Source organism: Rhodosalinus sp. K401 (genome assembly GCF_041365735.1).
GTDB lineage: Bacteria > Pseudomonadota > Alphaproteobacteria > Rhodobacterales > Rhodobacteraceae > Rhodosalinus.
Genome location: NZ_JBGFSI010000005.1, coordinates 73,643 through 91,245, shown reverse-complemented (window position 1 = coordinate 91,245; position 17,603 = coordinate 73,643). Strand labels below are relative to the sequence as shown.

General features: G+C 69.3%; 17 protein-coding genes. 5 read left to right on the top strand and 12 right to left on the bottom strand.

The features are described 5' to 3' along the window. The 3 genes from AB6A66_RS07900 to AB6A66_RS07890 all read right to left on the bottom strand — a co-directional run. On the bottom strand, window positions 1-885 hold an 885-nt coding region (locus AB6A66_RS07900; protein WP_371055461.1), incomplete at its 3' end, for a tyrosine recombinase. Beyond that, entirely contained in the window at window positions 882-2,417 is a 1,536-nt protein-coding gene (locus tag AB6A66_RS07895; protein ID WP_371055460.1) for a hypothetical protein, read from the bottom strand. The genes AB6A66_RS07900 and AB6A66_RS07895, both read right to left, overlap by 4 nt. Beyond that, window positions 2,407-2,595, bottom strand: a complete 189-nt coding sequence (locus AB6A66_RS07890) for a hypothetical protein (RefSeq protein ID WP_371055532.1) — start codon at window positions 2,593-2,595, stop codon at window positions 2,407-2,409. Before AB6A66_RS07890 ends, AB6A66_RS07895 begins: the two co-directional genes overlap by 11 nt. A gap of 78 nt (window positions 2,596-2,673) precedes the next feature. Here AB6A66_RS07890 and AB6A66_RS07885 point away from each other — a divergent pair, with 78 nt between their 5' ends. Next, window positions 2,674-3,222 carry a shikimate kinase gene (locus AB6A66_RS07885; protein WP_371055459.1) on the top strand — a complete coding sequence of 183 codons (549 nt, stop codon included), beginning with the start codon at window positions 2,674-2,676 and terminating at the stop codon, window positions 3,220-3,222. Continuing rightward, entirely contained in the window at window positions 3,219-4,376 is a 1,158-nt protein-coding gene (gene aroB / locus AB6A66_RS07880) for a 3-dehydroquinate synthase (RefSeq protein ID WP_371055458.1), read from the top strand. The genes AB6A66_RS07885 and aroB overlap by 4 nt, the downstream gene beginning before the upstream one ends. Here the strand turns inward: aroB and AB6A66_RS07875 are convergent. The 3 genes from AB6A66_RS07875 to ssb all read right to left on the bottom strand — a co-directional run bounded on the left by AB6A66_RS07875 (window position 4,346) and on the right by ssb (window position 6,576). Beyond that, entirely contained in the window at window positions 4,346-4,792 is a 447-nt protein-coding gene (locus AB6A66_RS07875) for a cupin domain-containing protein (protein ID WP_371055457.1), read from the bottom strand. The genes aroB and AB6A66_RS07875 overlap by 31 nt on opposite strands. Window positions 4,793-4,946: 154 nt before the next feature. Next, window positions 4,947-6,029, bottom strand: a complete 1,083-nt coding sequence (locus AB6A66_RS07870) for a site-2 protease family protein (RefSeq protein ID WP_371055456.1) — start codon at window positions 6,027-6,029, stop codon at window positions 4,947-4,949. A gap of 58 nt (window positions 6,030-6,087) precedes the next feature. Beyond that, window positions 6,088-6,576 carry a single-stranded DNA-binding protein gene (ssb, locus tag AB6A66_RS07865; protein WP_371038442.1) on the bottom strand — a complete coding sequence of 163 codons (489 nt, stop codon included), beginning with the start codon at window positions 6,574-6,576 and terminating at the stop codon, window positions 6,088-6,090. A 222-nt stretch (window positions 6,577-6,798) separates the two neighbouring features. On the opposite strand from ssb, the gene AB6A66_RS07860 reads away from it, so the two are divergent. Next, window positions 6,799-7,392, top strand: coding sequence for a lytic transglycosylase domain-containing protein (locus tag AB6A66_RS07860; RefSeq protein ID WP_371038441.1), 594 nt, complete (start codon window positions 6,799-6,801; stop codon window positions 7,390-7,392). Between the two features lie 49 nt (window positions 7,393-7,441). Here AB6A66_RS07860 and AB6A66_RS07855 read toward each other — a convergent pair whose 3' ends face one another. The 6 genes from AB6A66_RS07855 to miaA all read right to left on the bottom strand — a co-directional run bounded on the left by AB6A66_RS07855 (window position 7,442) and on the right by miaA (window position 16,067). Continuing rightward, complete coding sequence (locus AB6A66_RS07855; RefSeq protein ID WP_371055455.1) at window positions 7,442-9,526, bottom strand: dipeptide ABC transporter ATP-binding protein; 2,085 nt, start codon at window positions 9,524-9,526, stop codon at window positions 7,442-7,444. Window positions 9,527-9,637: 111 nt separating this feature from the next. Beyond that, window positions 9,638-11,107: an ABC transporter permease gene (locus tag AB6A66_RS07850; protein ID WP_371055454.1), complete on the bottom strand. Its 1,470-nt coding sequence runs from the start codon at window positions 11,105-11,107 to the stop codon at window positions 9,638-9,640. Between the two features lie 16 nt (window positions 11,108-11,123). Then, window positions 11,124-12,188, bottom strand: a complete 1,065-nt coding sequence (locus tag AB6A66_RS07845; protein WP_371038438.1) for an ABC transporter permease — start codon at window positions 12,186-12,188, stop codon at window positions 11,124-11,126. A gap of 131 nt (window positions 12,189-12,319) precedes the next feature. Next, on the bottom strand, window positions 12,320-13,987 hold the full coding sequence (locus tag AB6A66_RS07840) for an ABC transporter substrate-binding protein (RefSeq protein WP_371055453.1): 1,668 nt from the start codon (window positions 13,985-13,987) through the stop codon (window positions 12,320-12,322). Window positions 13,988-14,219: 232 nt separating this feature from the next. Beyond that, entirely contained in the window at window positions 14,220-15,086 is an 867-nt protein-coding gene (locus tag AB6A66_RS07835; protein ID WP_371038436.1) for a helix-turn-helix domain-containing protein, read from the bottom strand. A gap of 96 nt (window positions 15,087-15,182) precedes the next feature. Continuing rightward, window positions 15,183-16,067, bottom strand: a complete 885-nt coding sequence (gene miaA / locus AB6A66_RS07830; RefSeq protein WP_371038435.1) for a tRNA (adenosine(37)-N6)-dimethylallyltransferase MiaA — start codon at window positions 16,065-16,067, stop codon at window positions 15,183-15,185. A gap of 117 nt (window positions 16,068-16,184) precedes the next feature. On the opposite strand from miaA, the gene pyrH reads away from it, so the two are divergent. Next, window positions 16,185-16,913 carry a UMP kinase gene (gene pyrH / locus AB6A66_RS07825; RefSeq protein ID WP_371038434.1) on the top strand — a complete coding sequence of 243 codons (729 nt, stop codon included), beginning with the start codon at window positions 16,185-16,187 and terminating at the stop codon, window positions 16,911-16,913. Window positions 16,914-17,026: 113 nt separating this feature from the next. Continuing rightward, window positions 17,027-17,593: a ribosome recycling factor gene (gene frr, locus AB6A66_RS07820; RefSeq protein WP_371038433.1), complete on the top strand. Its 567-nt coding sequence runs from the start codon at window positions 17,027-17,029 to the stop codon at window positions 17,591-17,593. The last annotated feature ends 10 nt before the right edge of the window (window positions 17,594-17,603 follow it).

Sequence of the window (17,603 nt, the reverse complement as noted above, 5' to 3'; positions counted from 1 at the left end):
GGTGTAGATCTCGGTGGTCGACAGGTCCGCGTGGCCCAAAAGCGTCTGGATCACGCGCAGATCCGCCCCGCCCTCGAGCAGGTGCGTGGCGAAGGCGTGACGCAGCGTGTGTGGCGACACGCGCTCGGCCGGCACGCCGGCGGCGCGGGCAAGTTCCTTCACGATCAGGAAGAACCGCTCTCGCGTGAGGTGCCCCGACCTGGCGCGCGAGGGAAAGAGACAGGGCGAGTCCGGCTGCCCGCCCTCGGCGCCCCGCGCCGCCGCCGCGTCGCGCAGCGCGAGCCAGCGGGCGAGCGCGTCGCGCGCGGGCGGCGAGAGCGGAACCATGCGTTCCCGCCCGCCCTTGCCGCGCACCAGCAGCATCCGCGGGTCCCCGCGCGCCGCGGCGACGGGCAGTGCCACAAGCTCGCTCACCCGCATGCCCGTGGCGTAGAGAAGCTGCATCAGGCAGGCGTTGCGGGCGCGTTCCGCCGCGTCGCGACCGGTGGTATCGGCGGCCGCGAGCATCCGGTCGACCTCGTCATGCGACAGCGTCTTGGGCAGGCGGCGCGCCCGGGCAGGTCCATCGAGGCGCAGCGCGGGATTGTCGCCGCGCCAGCCTTCCTCGTGGATGAAGCGAAAAAGCTGCCGGATGGACGAAAGCCTGCGGGCGCGGGTCGCGGCGGAAAGCCCCTCGGCCTCACAGGCAACGAGGTAGGCCTCGATGTCGGCCTTCTCCGCACCGGCCGTGTCGGTGCCCCGCCCCGCCAGCCACCCGGCGAAATCCCGCAGGTCGCGGTCGTAGGCGCGAAGCGTGTTCGGGGCGGCGCCCCGCTCCGCCGCCTGCGCGTCGAGAAACGCCGAGATCCGGCGCCGGTCGCCTTGGGCGGGGGCGGAGCCCGTCATCGCGCGGGCGCCAGCAGCATGGCCTGCAACGCGGCCTGCCGCGCCGTGTCCTCGAGGCCGACCGCGCGCAACGTCGCCAGCGCGTCGGCGAGATCGGGCAGGTCGCCCGCGATCCCGGCGGAATAGAGCGCCATGGCGCGCAGGATGGCCTCTCCGAGGCGCCCCTCGGAAAGCTGCTGCGCGAGCGCGTCCGGCGGCGCCCGGTCGAAGCCCCGCGTCACCGCTTGGGCGCGCGACGAGGGGGCCGCGACGCGCGCGGGTCTGCCCTCGGCCAGGGCGGCGAGGAACCGCGCCTCGTCCGTGTCCGGCACGCGGCCCCGCGCCACCGCCTCGTAATCGGGCGAGAGCAGTCCCGCGGAAAACGCGATCCGGCCGGCCGCGCCGTCGAGCGACAGGGCGGCAAGGCGCGCCCCGAAGAGCCGCGCGAATGGCACCGCGAGATCCGCGTCGCGCATCGCGCGCCACGCGGGCGGTAGCGCCGCGCCGACGGCCGCCACCTCGCCCGTCTCGAGCGCCGCGTCGAGCCGTTGCACCGCCGCGACACGATCCCAGACCCCGCCCGAGGCGGCCGGCTGGTGCCGCATGTAGATGCCGATGAGCCGGTTTTCGGAAATCGCCCCCATCCGTGCGAGGCGTTCGGCGGCGTCGAGTTGCGCCTTCCAGCCCAGATCCCCCGAAAGCGCCGCCACCGAGAACGGGCGGGGCAGGGCCGAGGGCGGCAGCGGCGCGCCGATCGCCTCGCGCAGGCGGTAGTCCAGCGCGTCCGGCTGCGGCCCCGGCGGCAGCTCCGGCGCCGCCAACGCCTCGGGATCGAGGAAACGGCGCAGGAGATCCGCCTCGACCGGCGTGAGGGCATCGAGCACCGCCGCCGCCTCCAGCGTGGCCGACGCGCTGTCCCAGCGCCCCTGCCGGGCGAGGCAGAACACGCGCGCCCCGTAGTCGGGCGCGGCGGCGGCGTGACGCTCAAGGCCGCCGCAGGCCGCCACCGGATCGCCGGCCAGAAGCGCGAGGTCGAACCACCGCGCGGCCAGCGCCGGCGAGGACGGACCTGCACGCTCGACGAGTGCGAGCGCGGGCTCCACCGCGCCGAGCGCGTGGAGCTTGTCGATCCGCGCGAGAAGCAGGCGCGCCTCGGGCCCCGCGTCGGCGGGCGGCGCGGCCTCGGCCAGGAGCAGCGAATAGAGCAGCGCCTGCATGGCGGGCTGACCCTCGACGCGCTGCGCGGCGATCAGATCGATCAGGGTTCGGGTGGCGCTGGCCTGCCACAGCGTCGCGGGAAACCCCGTGACGTTGGTCGGCAGAAGGCCCACGGCGTCGGGTGACAGCGCGCCGAGCGGGCTGACCGCGATGTCGGGCACGCCGGCGCTGCGTGCGATCGGCGGTTCGCCGCCCATGGGGCCGGGCGCGCGTTCCATCGGGGCGCGGGTCATCTCCTCCAGCCATTCGATCGCCGCCATGGGCTCCTGCGCCGCGCCCGGCATCGGCACGAGCAGCGCAAGCGCGGCAAGGGCGCCGGCGACCCTATTGCACATCGATGATCACCGGTTCGCGCCGTTCCTCGGCGGGCGCGGAGAAGTCCGCGCCGAAGAACGGCCCGATATAGGCGTATGCCACCACGCCGATCGCCGCGAGCAACGCGAGATAGACCAGCCATTTGAGAAGACGCCACATGCCCTTGACCTGCCTGCCTGTTCGGGTGTTGTGGAACATATATGGCAAATTCGGCAGGCACACGACAGTGCCCCTGAGCGATTGCGTTTCGGCGAGGGATGGCTGAAAGGGGCGCAGATGGGCAGGACACTCGGCAAGACGGTGGTCATGGTCGGCATGATGGGCGCGGGCAAGACCGCGGTCGGCAAGGCGCTCGCGCATCGGTTGGGCGTGCCCTTCCGCGATTGCGACGCCGAGATAGAGGCCGCCGCGAACCGCACCGTGGCAGAGATCTTCGCCCGCGACGGCGAGCCGTTCTTCCGCGAGAAGGAAAGCCGGGTGCTCGAGCGGCTGCTTCAGGACGCCCCGGGCGTCTTGTCCACCGGCGGCGGCGTGTTCCTGTCCGCGCGCAACCGCGCCCTCATTGCGGCGCAGGGTGTGTCCGTCTGGCTGCGCGCCGACCGGGCGCTGCTCTGGCAGAGGGTGCGCAACAAGGACACCCGCCCGCTTCTGCGCACCGCGGATCCGCGCGCGACGCTCGATGATCTTTGCGCGCTCCGCGAGCCGGAATACGCCAAGGCCGACGTGGTCGTCGACAGCGCCGCCGACCGCTCCATCGAGGAGATGGCCGCGCGGGTGGAGGCGGCGCTGCTGGACCGGCCCGATCTGTGGGAGGACCCCGAATGAGCAGGATCGAGACCGTTGCCGTCGCGCTCGGCGCGCGAAGCTACGAGATCCGCATCGGTCGGGGCCTCATCGCCCGCGCGGGAGCGGAGATCGGCCCGCTGCTCGCGCGCCCGCACGTCGCCGTCATCACCGACGAGACGGTGGCCGCGCATCATCTCGACGCGCTTCGCGCGGGGCTCGCGGCGTCCGGCATCGGCTGCACCGCGCTTGCGCTGCCCCCCGGCGAGGCGACGAAAGGCTGGGAGCAGCTTCGCCGCGCGGTGGAGTGGCTGCTCGACGAGCGGGTGGAGCGGCGCGACGTCGTGGTGGCGCTCGGCGGCGGCGTCATCGGCGATCTGGCGGGCTTCGCCGCCGCGATCCTGCGCCGGGGCGTGCGCTTCGTGCAGGTGCCCACGACGCTCCTGGCGCAGGTGGACAGCTCCGTGGGGGGCAAGACCGGCATCAACACTTGCCATGGCAAGAACCTCGTGGGCGCGTTCCACCAGCCGAGCCTCGTGCTGGCCGACACCGGGGCGCTGGCGACCTTGCCCGCGCGCGATTTCCTCGCGGGCTACGGCGAGGTCGTGAAATACGGCCTTCTGGGCGACGCCGCCTTCTTCGAGTGGCTCGAGGGCGCGGGCCCCGCCCTCGCCGCGGGCGACGAGGCCGCGCGCATCCGCGCCGTGCGCCGTTCCTGCGAGATGAAGGCCGGGATCGTCGCGCGCGACGAGACCGAGCAGGGCGATCGCGCGCTGCTCAACCTCGGCCACACCTTCTGCCATGCGCTCGAGGCGGCGACCGGCTATTCCGACCGGCTGCTCCATGGCGAAGGCGTGGCGGTGGGCTGCGCGCTCGCCTTCGAGCTCTCCGCCCGGCTCGGCCTTTGCAGCCAGGAGGAGCCGGGGCGCGTGCGCGCCCATCTTCGGGCCATGGGCATGAAGACCGATCTTTCAGACATTCCCGGGCCGCTGCCCGACGCCGATGACCTGCTCGCGCTCATGGCGCAGGACAAGAAGGTGGTGGACGGGCGGCTGCGCTTCGTGCTGGCCCGCGGCATCGGGCGCGCCTTCGTCACCTCCGAGGTGCCGCCCGAGGCGGTCCGCGGGGTTCTGGAGGACGCCCTGGCGGCGCGCGGCCCGTCGGCCTATCCCTCTTCCACCTCGCCGTCCCAGTAGCCCACGGCCGAGTCGCGACGGAACCAGTGCGAGAAGCGCGCGAGATCGCCCGAGGCGAGGTCGCGGAAGGGCGTGCCGGCCGCCATGACGCCGTACTTGTCACCGTCGGGGTAGTGGAAGACATCCGCGGGGATCAGGGTAGAGAGCGCGAGATAGCGCCTCTCCCGATCGCCCGTATTCTCGATCTGGAAGGGGATGCCGGTACCGGCGCGGATGAACACCACGTCGAGGGGCTTCAGCGCGTGATCCTCCTCCCCGTGGTGGAGCACGCCGATGCCGTCGAAAATCACGAAGAGCTCATGGTTCACGTAGTGGTAGTGCCGCGGGAAAGCCTTGGAGCGTGGCGGCACCGCGGCGAGGTTGATGCCGAGGCCCTCGGTGGCGAGCGCGTACGATGAAGGCGAAGCGCGCCTCAAACTCGCGGCGCCGCGGGTTTGCGTCGGTGAGCCCCGGATCGGCGAGCACGTCCTCGATCGAGACGACGGGAGGCGGGAAGCCGGTCATGGCGGGGTCTCCTCAGCGCGTTCCGCCACCAACTGTCCCCTGCCCGTGCGACATGCGCGTGACGCCTCAGGAACCGCGCCGCCCGTTCAACATCATCAGCTCGCCCACGTTCTCGCGCGTGATGTAGCCCACGAACTCGCCCGTGCGGCGTGTGACCGCCACGGCGGGCGCGTTCTGGCGGTACATCGCGTCGAAGACGCCCTCCAGCCCCTCGCCAAGGCCCACCGTCGGGATCTCGGTCTCCATCACCTCGTGCACGGGGCGCGTGGTCCGGCCCTCGGCCGTCTCGGCGAAGATGGCGTTCCGGGTGAGCAGCCCGACGAACTGCCCGTCCGCGTCCAGAACCGGGAATTCGTGCTGGGTGGTACGGATCAGCGCCGCGCCCGCCGCCGACACCGTGTCGTCGGGCGAGAGCGCGTCGAAGGTGGTGATCATCGCCTCCCGCGCCATCATCCGGCGCGAAAGGTCGCGCATCGCCACGTCGTTGCTTTCCGCGCCCGCGGCGATGAAGACGAAGAAGGCGATCAGCAGCAGGATCGGGTTGCCGGAGGTCAGGCCCAGAAGCCCGAGCGCGAAGGCCAGGACCTGTCCGCCGGTCGCGGCGACCCGCGTGGCGCGCACGCGGTCCATGAAGATGCTGAGCGTCGCGCGGAAGACCCGGCCCCCGTCCATCGGGAAGGCGGGCAGCAGGTTGAAGACCGCGATGAACAGGTTCACGAGGGCGAGCCGGCCCAGGAACCCCTCGGTCGTGTGCTCGATCTGGGCGAGCTTCTCGAGATCGGTTTCGGCGCCCAGCACGACCACGAGGATCGCCCAGATCGCCACGTTGACCGCGGGACCGGCGAGGGCCACGAGGATCTCCTGACCGGGTTTTTCCGGCATGGACTCCAGCCGGGCGAGCCCGCCGATGGGCAGCAGCGTGATGTCGGGCGTGCGGATGCCGTAGCGCCGCGCGGTGAGCGCGTGGCCGAACTCATGCGCCACGACACAGGCGAAGAGCGCCGCCACGAAGAGGATGTTTTCCAGCGCGGCGGGCCAGCCGCCGTCGGAGAAGGCCACCCAGCCCACCCAGAGAAGGAGCAGGAAGAAGGTGGCGTGCACGCGAAGCTCGGAGCCGAAAAGCCGGCCGATTGGGAAAGACCAGGTCATGCGATGTATCTAGGGGGTCGGGTGTGTCGTCCCAAGGCCCGGTGTGCGGCGCGGCGGCTCAGAACGGGATCTCGTCGTCGAAATCGCGGCTCGATCCCCCCGCGGGCGCGGGTTCCGGCGCGCCCCGGTCGCCGCCATACCCCCCGCCGTAGCCGCCGCCGTAATCGCCGCCACCACCGCCGCCGCCGCTGCCCTCGCGACCGTCGAGAAAGGTCATCTCGCCCTGGTAGGGACGCAGCACGACCTCCGTGGTGTAGCGATCCTGCCCCGACTGGTCCTGCCACTTGCGGGTTTCGAGCTTGCCCTCGAGATAGACCTTGGAGCCCTTGCGGAGATATTGCTCGGCCAGACGCACCAGCGCCTCGTTGAAGATGGCGACGTTGTGCCACTCCGTGCGTTCGCGGCGCTCGCCGGTGTTGCGGTCCTTCCACGTCTCGGAAGTGGCGACGCGGAGATTGCAGACCTTGCCGCCGTTCTGGAACGACCGCACCTCCGGGTCGCGGCCGAGATTGCCGATCAGGATCACCTTGTTCACCGAGCCTGCCATGTCCGCCTCCGTCGCTTGCGTGCCTCGCGCAGGTTACATCACCCGGCGGGGCTGAAGAAAAGGTAAAACTTGAAACGACCCGCGCCAGTCCCCTGCCCGGGGCCGGGAAGACCGCGCTGTTGCCGGCAGGGCGCATCCGTCGTAGCCTTTCGACGGCAACGGGGCGCCGAGATCCTTCGGATATGATATCGTCTTTCTGTCCGGGAAAAGGGAGGACACGCGATGAGACGGGCAGGGAACCTTTGCGTCGCCGCGATCGTTGCATCGCTGCCGACCCTCGCGGTGGCAGATGTGCTGTCGTCCAAGAGCCGGGCGCACATCTTCTCGTCGCAGACGAAGCTGCTCGATACGCGGCTTGCAAGGCAATACAACGACTCCGTGCGGCTCCAGCCGCCGCGCGCAAAGGTGCCCACGAAGTGGGACGAGGCGGCGCCGCGTTTCGAAGGGCGCTATGACGGTCCCTATCTTGCCGTCGCACGGCAGGCCGCGCGCCGGCACGGGGTGCCCGAGGATCTGTTCCTGCGCCTGGTGCAGCAGGAATCGGGCTGGAACCCGCGGGCCGTCTCGCACAAGGGCGCGATCGGCCTCGCGCAGCTCATGCCCGATACCGCGCGACTTCTGGGCGTCGACCCGGAGGACCCGCACGAGAACCTCGACGGGGGCGCGCGCTATCTCGTCGAACAGTACCGCGCGTTCGGCGACTGGCGTCTTGCGCTCGCGGCCTACAATGCTGGCCCCGGCGCAGTGAAACGCCACGGAGACGTTCCCCCTTTCGACGAAACGCAGACCTACGTCCGGGCGATCCTGGGACGCTGAGCGCCCCTGAGGCAGCGCCGGGCCGAGGGGCCCGGTCGCCGTCTCGCGCTCACTCCGCCGCGATGGTTATGACCGGCTCCATCTGGCGGAATTCCTCTTCCGGCAGATGGCACTTCACCTGGTGGCCCGAGGCCAGCTGGATCATCGGCGGCACCTCGGTCTCGCACTTGTTCCCCGGCACCTTGGATTTCCAGCGGCACCGGGTCTGGAACGGGCATCCGGGCGGCGGGTTCATCGCCGAGGGGATCTCGCCCTCGAGCACGATGCTCTTCTTCTCGACATGGGTGTCGGCGATGGGCACGGCCGACAGAAGCGCCTCGGTGTAGGGGTGGTAGGGCGGGGCGAACACCTGCTCGGTGTCGCCGATCTCGACGACATGGCCGAGATACATCACCATCACCCGGTCCGCGAGATAGCGCACCAGCGACAGGTCATGCGCGATCACGATGAGCGTCGTCTTGTGCTCGTTCTGGATCTCCATCAGCAGATCGGTGACCGCGGCCTGCACGCTCACGTCGAGCGCCGACACCGGCTCGTCCGCGACCACGATGCGCGCGTCGCCGGCGAAAGCGCGCGCGATGCCGACGCGCTGCTTCTGCCCGCCGGAGAGCTGGCGCGGCATCCGGTCGGCGAATTCCCGCGGCAGTTTAACGAGGTCGAGCAGCCTGAGCATCCGCTCGCGCCGGTCTTGCTCGGAGTTGCCGATCTTGAAGATCTCCAGCGCGCGGATGAGTTGGCGCCCGACGGTCATCGAGGGGTTCAGCGTGTCGAACGGGTTCTGGAACACCATCTGCACGTCGGCGATGGTCTTAGTGTCGCGCTGCTCGATGGGCGTCTGTTCGATGTTGCGGTTGTCGAGCAGGATCTGCCCGTCGGTCGCGGTCTCGAGCCCCATGAGCACCTTGGCGAAGGTCGACTTGCCGCAGCCCGACTCGCCCACGATCGCGAGGGTTTCGGATTCCCGCGCCTCGAAGGACAGCGTCTCGTTGGCCTTGACGACGCGTTTCTCGCCGCCCCCGAAAAGCGCGCTGGCCGCGACCTCGTAGTATTTCTTCAGGTTCTCCATCTTGAGCACGACGGGCCCGATCTCGGCGCGGCCCTTGTGCGCCTCGGCCTGCATCGGGGCGTCCCAGTCGATGTCCTTCCAGCGCAGGCAGCGCGTCTCGTGGGTGCCTTCCTTGTCCACGTCCTCCATGTAGATGTGGCCCTGGTCGCAGACGCCCTCCTCGAAGTAGTCGCAGCGCGGACCGAAGTTGCAGCCCCTGGGACGCTCGTGGGGCAGGGGGAAGTTGCCCGGAATGGCCTTGAGCGGACGTTCGGTCTTGTTCGCGCCGGGCAGCGGGATCGTGCGGAAGAGCGCCTGGGTGTAGGGGTGGCGCATCTTGTTGAAGACGGTGTCGATGTCGCCACGCTCCACCGCCTCGCCGGAATACATCACGCAGATCCGGTCGCAGGTCTCGAGCACGAGGCCCAGATTGTGGGAAATGAAGAGCATCGAGGTGCCGTACTTGCGCCCGAGATCCTTCACCAGCTCGACGACCGCGGCCTCCACCGTCACGTCGAGCGCGGTGGTGGGCTCGTCCAAGATCAGCAGCGAGGGGTTCGCCATGAGCGCCATGGCGATGACGATGCGCTGCTGCTGCCCGCCCGAAAGCTGGTGCGGATAGCTTTTCAGGATGCGCTCGGGGTCGGGAAGCTTGACGTCGCTGACCACCTCCAGCGCCCGCTGGTAGGCCTCCTTCTCGGAGACGCCCTCGTGGATCATCGGCACTTCCATGAGCTGCTTGCCCACCCGCATCGCCGGGTTGAGCGAGGCCATTGGCTCCTGGTAGATCATCGCGATCTCGGAGCCGCGGATCTTGCGCAGATCGTCGGCGGACATCTCGCCCATGTCCCGGCCCTTGAACTTGATGGTGCCGCCCACGATCTTGCCGTTGACGCCGAGGTCCTGCATCACCCCCAGCGCCACGGTGGACTTGCCGCAGCCCGACTCGCCCACCAGGCCGACCGCTTCGCCCGGCTGGACCATCACGGAGAAATCCATGACCGCCGGGATCTCGCGCAGCCGCGTGAAGAACGAGATCGAAAGCTTGTCGATCTCGAGGATCGGACCGTCATAGTCCCGTTTCGCCATGTCTTCCTCCCCGTTCGGAGCTGGTCTTGTTTTTCAAGGGACGCCCGGGGGCGCCGCCCCCGGACCCCTGGAGTATTTTCAACCCAGAAGAAGCAGGGGCTTCTTCTGGGCCTAGTCGCGCAGCGACTCCTCCCGCAAACCGTCGGCGAGCAGGTTGAGGCCCAGCACGAGGCTCAGGAGCGACAGCGCCGGCGGCAGGGCCGGGTGGAGGTAGATCGACAGGAGCTTGCGCCCCTCGTTGATCGTCGAGCCCCAGTCGGGAGATTCCGGCGGCAGGCCGAGGCCGAAGAACCCGAGCGTGCCCAGCAGGATGGTGGTGTAGCCGATGCGCAGGCAGAAATCGACGATCAGCGGCCCGCGTGCGTTGGGCAGGATCTCCCACAACATGATGTACCACTTGCCCTCGCCGCGGGTCTGCGCCGCCGCCACGTAGTCGCGCGTCTTGATGTCCAGCACGAGCCCGCGGACGATGCGGAAGACGGTGGGCGAGTTCACGAACATCACCGCGACGAAGACCACGAGGATGCCGCCGGGGATGTCGAAAAGGTCGAACCAGGAGAGCGAGGCGGGCAGGAAGTCGATCTTCGTGTCCTGCTGATGGACGAGGGACAGGTAGAGCCAGCCCAGCAGGACCAGCACGACCGCCAGCACCGGCGTGCGCACGCCCGGTCGCGTGTAGAAGCGGGAATTGATCATCACCGCCACGAAGAGGATCGGGAAGAGGAAGAGGACCGCGGCCATGAAGACGGGGATGCCCGTTTCCACGATCTCGGGCGTCACCAGGAGGTAGAAGAGCAGGATCACCGGGAAGGCGAGGATCAGGTTGGCGAGGAAGGACAGGAAGGTGTCCAGCCGGCCGCCGTAGTAGCCCGCGGGCAGCCCCAGCGTGATCCCCACCATGAAGGCGAAGAGCGTGGCGAAGGGCGCGATCTTCATCACCTCCCACGCGCCCTTGATCATGCGCGAGAACACGTCCCGCGCGAGGTTGTCGCCGCCCAGCAGGTAGTAGGGGTAGAGCCCGCTCTCGGCCGCGCCCGGCACCGGCGAGCCGGGCGGCTCGTTCTTCATGCCCGAGACCTGCTGAAGCTCGCCATGGGTCACGATCATGTCGAACGGGCCGCCGAAGATGGCCGCGAAGACCCAGAACATGACGATGCCGAAGCCGATCATCCCGATCATGCTGTCGAAGAGCTTGCCGTAAAGCCCCAGCCGGCGCTTGTAGGTGATCGACAGCGCGAAGGTCAGGACGAGCGCGATCCAGACCGGGGTCAGGCGGCCCGCCATTGCGCCGATGATCCCCACCGTCTCCAGGTTCCCGATGACCATGCCCGCCACCACATAGGCGGCGCAGCAGGCCAGGAAGAGCAGGATCGCGAATTTCATCGCCATGAGCGTGTAGTCGAGCGGCGCGCGGCTGAGCATCACCGCCTCGCCGTTCTCGTAGGCGATCTCGCCCGACTTCGCGCCCACGAGCGACAGGGCCCAGTTGGCCAGGAGGGCCAGCGCGAAGACCGCGACGGCGGCCATCATGGTCGGGGTGAGGACGGAGCCGAGATCGCCGGTCCAGGTAAGCGGTTCCATGTTCCTGCCCTCCCTCTCAGGCGACGCTGATGCGCGGGTTGAGATAGACGTAGCCGATGTCGGAAATGAGCTGGGTGACCAGCACCACAACCACCGACACAACCGAGACCGCGAGCAGCAGCTCGATGTCGTTGTTGCCCGCCGCCTGCACCAGCGTCCAGCCGAAGCCCTTGTAGTTGAAGAGCGTCTCGACGATCACGACGCCGTTCAGCAGCCACGGGAACTGAAGCATGATGACGGTGAAGGGCGCGATGAGCGCGTTCCGGAGCGCGTGGCGCAACACGATGTTGGGAAAGGACACGCCCTTCAGCCGCGCGGTGCGGATGTACTGCGCCGTCATCACCTCGGCCATGGAAGCGCGCGTCATCCGCGCGATGTACCCCATCCCGTAAAGCGCGATGGTCAGCACCGGCAGGAAGAAGTTCTCGAAATTCGGGTTCTCCATCGCGGAGGTGGCGGTGCCCTTGAACCATCTGAGCCCGACGGCGGAGGAGGCGAAGACCGCGATCAGGATCACGCCCGAGACGTATTCCGGCGTGGCCGTCGTGGTGATCGCGACCGTCGAGAGCGTGCGGTCGGTGCGCGAGCCCTCGCGCATCCCGGCCAGAACGCCCAGAACGAGCGCCGAGGGCACCATCAGGATCATCGTCCACAGCATCAGCCGGCCGGTCAGCCCCAGCCGCTCGCCGATGATGCCCGCGACGGGCTGGCGGAACACGGTGGAATAGCCCCAGTCGCCCTGCAGCACGCCGCAGAAGCGCGGCGCCTCGGCCGCTTCCTCGGGCGTGACCGCGCCGTCGATGCACCGCCCGCGCACCACCGCCTCGCCGTTGCGGGTGTCGTCGCGCGTCCAGCCCGGCGCCACGCCGAGCCACTGGGCGTATTTCACCGGCACCGGCGCGAGATAGCCGCGGTTGTCGAGCCACTGCGTGACCTCGGCGTCGGTCATGCGCATGTTGCCCTGGGTTTTCGCGAGCTTCTCGAGGTTGGGGTAGAGGTTCGTCAGGAAGAAGACGATGAAGGTCAGGCACAGCGCCGTGAGGATCATCACCCACAGCCGCCTCAGGAAGAAAAGTCCCATCCAATCCCCTGTCGGTCGGACCTTCGCGAACCTTGTGCCGGTCCGTCTCGGTCAGTCTTGTTGAGCGCGGACGCGCCGTGAAAGAGCGTGGCCGCGCCCCGTCGCCGGGGGCGCGGCCCGATGCGCCAGCCTCAGGCGGCGAGGCCCAGCTGGTAGGTGTGGATCTCGAAGGTCGGGTGCATCTCGGCCCCCACCACCCGGTCGGTGTAGTGCCGGTAGATCGAGCGCCAGTAAGGCTGGATGATCACGCCGTCGTCGCGCAGCATCTGCTCGACCTCCGCCATCACCTGCCGCCGCTGCTCGGCATCGGCGATCGACATCGCCTCGGCCAGCTTGGCGTCGAAGTCGGGGTTCGCGTAGGCCGTTTCGTTCCACGCCTCGCCCGAGCGGTAGGCGAGCGCCAGAACCTGCACGCCGAGCGGGCGCATGTTCCAGTTCGTGGAGCTGAACGGGTACTGCGCCCAGTCGTTCCAGAAGGTCGAGCCCGGAAGCACCACGCGCGTGACGTTGATGCCGGCGTCGCGCAGCTGCGCGGCGACCGCGTCGGTGGTGTTCTTGCGCCAGTCGTCGTCGATGGAGATCAGTTCGTGTTCGAAATCGGCCATGCCGGCCTCTTCCATCAGGGCGCGCGCCTGCTCGGGATCGTGGGGCGCGGGACCGATATCGGCGTATTCGGGATGGATCGGGCAGACGTGGTGGTTCTCCGCCACGGTGCCGAGACCCGCATAGCCGAGCTCGAGGCAGACCGCATTGTCCACGGCGAGCGCGAGGGCGCGCCGCACGCGCGCGTCGGCGTAGGGTTTTATGTCCCCGACCATCGCCTCCTGGTTGGGACGGATCGTGATGGTGTTGGCCGTCACCGCCTCGGACTTGGTCCAGCCGATGGCGTCGAGGATGTCGATGAACTCGCCCACGGATTCGTAGAGCATGTCCACTTCCTCGGACTCGGCCGCGGCCAGCCAGGAGGCCGGGTCGGTGCCGAAATCGATGAATTCGACGCGGTCCAGATAAGGGCCGCCGTAGACGTCGGTCCCCCACCAGCGGTGATCCTCGTTGCGCACCAGGACGGAGCGGATCCCCACCTCGTGGCTTTCGGGCAGGAAGGGGCCGGTGCCGATCGGCACATCGGTCGGGTTCTCGCCGTTGTAACTCGGGTGAACGACCGCCGCGGGATAGTCGGCGAAACCGGCGATGAGGGTGATGTCGGGCACGCTGGGGCGAAGGGTCAGCGTATGGGTGCCCGTCACCTCGATCGCACCCTCGCGGATCTGGCCGGTCTCGTCGTCGATGAGCGAGGCCACGCGCGCGGCCATCGAGTTCGCCTCGACCTCCTTGTCGCCCCAGCGGCGGATGTTGTGGGCCACGTCCTCGGCGGTGAAGGCGTCGCCGTTGTTCCACGTCACGCCCTCGCGCACCTTGATCTGGTACTCGGTGGCGTCCTCGTTGATCTCCCAGCTTTCGAGGAGCATAGGGCGGAACGTGCCGTCGGCCTGGTACTCGACGAGGTAGTCGAGCCAGCCGCGGTAGACGTTGGCGATCTGCGACCAGTCCGCCGTGCGCGGATCCTTGAGCGCGCGCACCTCCATCTGGACGCGCAGCGTGCCGCCGTCCTGTGGCGTGGCCTGCGCGGCGGCCGGGCGGCCGAGCCCGCCGAGCGCATAGGCGCCCGCCGCCGTGACGCCGAGCGACGAGGCCCGCGCGAGGAATTCCCGCCGGCTGAGCTTGCCGGCCTTGAACTCCTCGGCGTACATGATCGCCGCGGGATGCACCGGTTTGCCGTTGATCGTCGGATGGGTCATGGAACTCTCCTGTCTGCGGTCTGGATAGACACTTTTGTTCATTCTTGGCGGCGTACGATCCGGGCACCTCCCGGCCGCGTTCGATCACGGCCTTCGATCCGCCGGATCGACCCCTTGACGAAGCATTGGGCACGAGCCGAGCGCCCGCGTCAACGCCTGCTTTCGGCAATTCGCTGTCGGAAAGCGACATCCATCTGGTCCAAACGCGACATAACGGGCCGCCGGCCTCGGGTCAACGCGCCCGGGCGGGATTTGCCTGCTGGGACGCGCGGCGCAGTGCGGTGGGCGTCTGCCCGGTGTGATGCTGGACGAAGCGCGTGAAGTAGGCCGCGCTGGAGAACCCGAGCGCCTGCGCGATCTCCTGCACGCTGGGCACGGGCTCGGCAAGCGCGCTTCTGGCGGCGTGGAGCGTGCGCTGGGTCAGCAGGTCCGCCGCGCTCAGCCCCGCGCACTCCTTGCAGACGCGGGACAGGTGGGTGGGCGTGACGTCGAGCTGCGCGGCATAGTCGGCCATCACACGCTCGGAGCGGAAGCCCTGAACGAGGAGCCGGCAATAGCGCCGGACCAGCCGCTGCGCGGCCGTTTCGGGCGCGGGCGTCTCCTGCGCGGCGAGCTGGCGACGCAGCCAGACGGAGACGAGCGCGGCATGCGCGGAGAGCGCCTCGGCCGCGAAGGCGCGTCCGCCGGACTGTTCGCGCTGCATCGCCTCCAGCAGCGCGGTCAGCTCGCTCTGGGCGAAGGCGTCGCGGATGCGCAGATGCGACGGCGCGTCGGGCAGCGCCGCATCCGCGCGCGGCGTCATCGCGACCGCCTGTCCGAAGCCCTGGGCGCCGATCTCGAAGGAAAAAAGCGTGCCTGCCGGCAGGAAGATCGCGTTGTGCACCGAAACGCCCCGGCGCAGGCCGTCCACCGTCACGCGGCCCTGGCCCTTCGTCGTCCAGAGCAACAGGTGCTCGGGCCGGTCATGCATCAGTCCGAGCTGCCAGCCCCCGCGGGGCGCGAGCTGCGCGATCGTCATGCAGCGGGGCGACGCGGGCGGCGCGGCGGGCGTCATCGGCTGGGCGAAACTCGTCGGGCGCGGAGCGTTCGAAGGGGTCAAGCGGGGCGGTCCTTCTCGAGGGCGATTTCGGGCAGCCGGCGAGCCCGGTGGTATCCGCATCCGGCGCGGGGATGCAAACCCCGCGCGCCGGCCGCATCAGGCGTCAGCGGATTCGGGCCGGTGTCGCGTCCAGCCCCGCATGCGCGCGCGGAACCAGGTCCGCTGGCGCTTCGCGAAGCGCCGCGTGGCCACGGTGGCCGCCGCGCGCGCCGCGTCGAGCGACATCTCGCCCCTGAGGTGGGCGACGAGTTCGGCCGCGCCGATGGCTTTCGCCGCCGGCAGGTCCGGCGACCACACCGGCAGAAGCGCGCGCGCCTCCTCGAGCGCGCCTCCTTCGAGCATCGCGTCGAAGCGCGCCTCGATCCGGGGCGAGAGCCAGGCCTTGGGCGCATCGACGAGGATCGGCACCGTGCGCGACAGCGCAAGCCGCGGCGGCGGGGTGTCGTCCTGCCAGTCGGCAAGGCCGCGCCCCGTCGCCCGCAGCACCTCCCACGCCCGCGTGACGCGGCGCGGGTTCGCGGTGTCGATCCGGGCCGCCGTCGCGGCGTCGAGTTCGGCCAGAAGCGCGCCGAGCCCCCCCTCGGCAAGGCGGGCTGCCGCCTCCTGACGCAGCTCGGGCGGCACCTCGGGGATCTCCGCCAGCCCCTCGGTCAGCGCCGAGAAATAGAGCCCGGTGCCGCCCACCACGATCGGCCGGTCGGGGCCGGCGAGGATCGGTTCGAGGTCGCGCAGCCACTGGCCCACCGAGTAATCGGACCCCGGCGGCAGGAAGCCGTAGAGCGCGTGCGGCACCTCCGCCTCCTCGGCCTTCGAGGGCCGCGCGGTCAGCACGCGCCAGCTGCGATGGACCTGGATCGCGTCGGCGTTCACGATCACGCCGCCCTGCCGGCGCGCGATCTCGAGCGCCAGCGCCGACTTGCCCGACGCGGTGGGCCCGACGATGAGCACAGGCAGATCGGCGGGAATATCCTTCAGTTCCAGTGTTCTGCCGCCTCTTTTTCAGGTTCGCCTCCGGCCGCGCGCAGGGCGCATTGAACCCGGCCGCGATTTCCGACATTTTGCGCCCGACCCTATGCCACCAGCCGGAGCGCGCGCAACATGGCCCCATCCCCCGTCCGACCCAGTTTCCAGCGCGTCATGCTCAAGATCTCCGGCGAGGCGCTGATGGGCCCGCAAGCCTACGGTCTGCACCCGCCCACGGTCGAGCGCGTCGCGCGCGAGGTGCAGTCGGTCCACGAGATGGGCGTGGAAATATGCATGGTGATCGGGGGCGGCAACATCTTCCGCGGGCTGCAGGGATCGGCCCAGGGGATGGAGCGCACGACGGCCGACTACATGGGGATGCTCGCCACCGTGATGAACGCGCTCGCCATGCAGTCGGCGCTCGAGACGCTGGGCGTCTTCACGCGGGTGATCAGCGCGATCCGGATGGACGAGATCTGCGAGCCCTACATCCGCCGGCGCGCGGTGCGCCACCTCGAGAAGAAGCGCGTGTGCATCTTCGCCGCGGGCACCGGCAACCCCTATTTCACCACCGACACCGCGGCCACGCTGCGCGCCAACGAGATGGCCTGCGAGGCGATCTTCAAGGGCACCAAGGTCGATGGCGTCTATGACAGCGACCCGCTCACCAACCCCGGGGCCCGGCGCTTCGACCGCATCACCTACGACCAGGTGCTGTCCGACCATCTCAAGGTGATGGACGCCTCGGCCATCGCGCTGGCCCGCGACAACAACCTTCCGATCATCGTCTTTTCGCTCGACGAGCCGGGCGGCTTCCGCGGGGTGCTCGCGGGCGAGGGGACCCACACCCTCGTCACCGACTGACGCGGGCGCGCGCAAGCGGCGGCGGCGCAACTTTTCGCGCCGACGCCTATACAAAACGGCGCGTGGCGGAGTATACGCGTCGAGCATCAGCTTCCAGCGAAGAAGAAGAGCACATGTCCGAAGAAGACCTAGAGATCGACATCGCGGACCTCGAACGCCGCATGGAGGGCGCGATGTCCTCGCTCCGCACCGAATTCGCGAGCCTGCGCACCGGGCGCGCCTCGGCCTCGATGCTGGAGCCCGTGATGGTCGAGGCCTACGGCCAGAAGACGCCGATCAACCAGGTCGGCACGGTCAACGTGCCGGAATCGCGCATGATCACCGTCAACGTCTGGGACAAGTCGCTCGTCGGCAAGGTGGAGAAGGCGATCCGCGAATCCGGCCTCGGCATCAATCCGCAGCTCAACGGCACGATCATCATGCTGCCGATCCCCGAACTCAACGAGGAGCGGCGGCGCGAACTGGGAAAGGTGGCCGCGCAGTATGCCGAGCACGCGCGCGTCTCGATCCGCAACATCCGCCGCGACGGCATGGACCAGATCAAGAAGGCCAAGGCGCAGGGCATGCCCGAGGACGACCAGAAGCTCTGGGAGGACGAGGTGCAGGGCCTCACCGATCGCTACACCAAGGCCGTGGACGAGGCGCTCGAGAGCAAGCAGTCCGAGATCATGCAGGTCTGAGAGAAAAGGG

What these genes read in the sequence shown, in the direction of transcription:
- frr (WP_371038433.1), top strand. Translation starts at nt 17,027, where the DNA reads ATGTCCGAAGAAGACCTAGAGATCGACATCGCGGACCTCGAACGCCGC.
- AB6A66_RS07855 (WP_371055455.1), bottom strand. Translation starts at nt 9,526, where the DNA reads ATGGCGAAACGGGACTATGACGGTCCGATCCTCGAGATCGACAAGCTT.
- AB6A66_RS07840 (WP_371055453.1), bottom strand. Translation starts at nt 13,987, where the DNA reads ATGACCCATCCGACGATCAACGGCAAACCGGTGCATCCCGCGGCGATC.
- AB6A66_RS07845 (WP_371038438.1), bottom strand. Translation starts at nt 12,188, where the DNA reads ATGGGACTTTTCTTCCTGAGGCGGCTGTGGGTGATGATCCTCACGGCG.
- AB6A66_RS07850 (WP_371055454.1), bottom strand. Translation starts at nt 11,107, where the DNA reads ATGGAACCGCTTACCTGGACCGGCGATCTCGGCTCCGTCCTCACCCCG.
- AB6A66_RS07885 (WP_371055459.1), top strand. Translation starts at nt 2,674, where the DNA reads ATGGGCAGGACACTCGGCAAGACGGTGGTCATGGTCGGCATGATGGGC.
- ssb (WP_371038442.1), bottom strand. Translation starts at nt 6,576, where the DNA reads ATGGCAGGCTCGGTGAACAAGGTGATCCTGATCGGCAATCTCGGCCGC.
- AB6A66_RS07895 (WP_371055460.1), bottom strand. Translation starts at nt 2,417, where the DNA reads ATGTGCAATAGGGTCGCCGGCGCCCTTGCCGCGCTTGCGCTGCTCGTG.
- aroB (WP_371055458.1), top strand. Translation starts at nt 3,219, where the DNA reads ATGAGCAGGATCGAGACCGTTGCCGTCGCGCTCGGCGCGCGAAGCTAC.
- AB6A66_RS07890 (WP_371055532.1), bottom strand. Translation starts at nt 2,595, where the DNA reads ATGTTCCACAACACCCGAACAGGCAGGCAGGTCAAGGGCATGTGGCGT.
- AB6A66_RS07870 (WP_371055456.1), bottom strand. Translation starts at nt 6,029, where the DNA reads ATGACCTGGTCTTTCCCAATCGGCCGGCTTTTCGGCTCCGAGCTTCGC.
- AB6A66_RS07860 (WP_371038441.1), top strand. Translation starts at nt 6,799, where the DNA reads ATGAGACGGGCAGGGAACCTTTGCGTCGCCGCGATCGTTGCATCGCTG.
- pyrH (WP_371038434.1), top strand. Translation starts at nt 16,185, where the DNA reads ATGGCCCCATCCCCCGTCCGACCCAGTTTCCAGCGCGTCATGCTCAAG.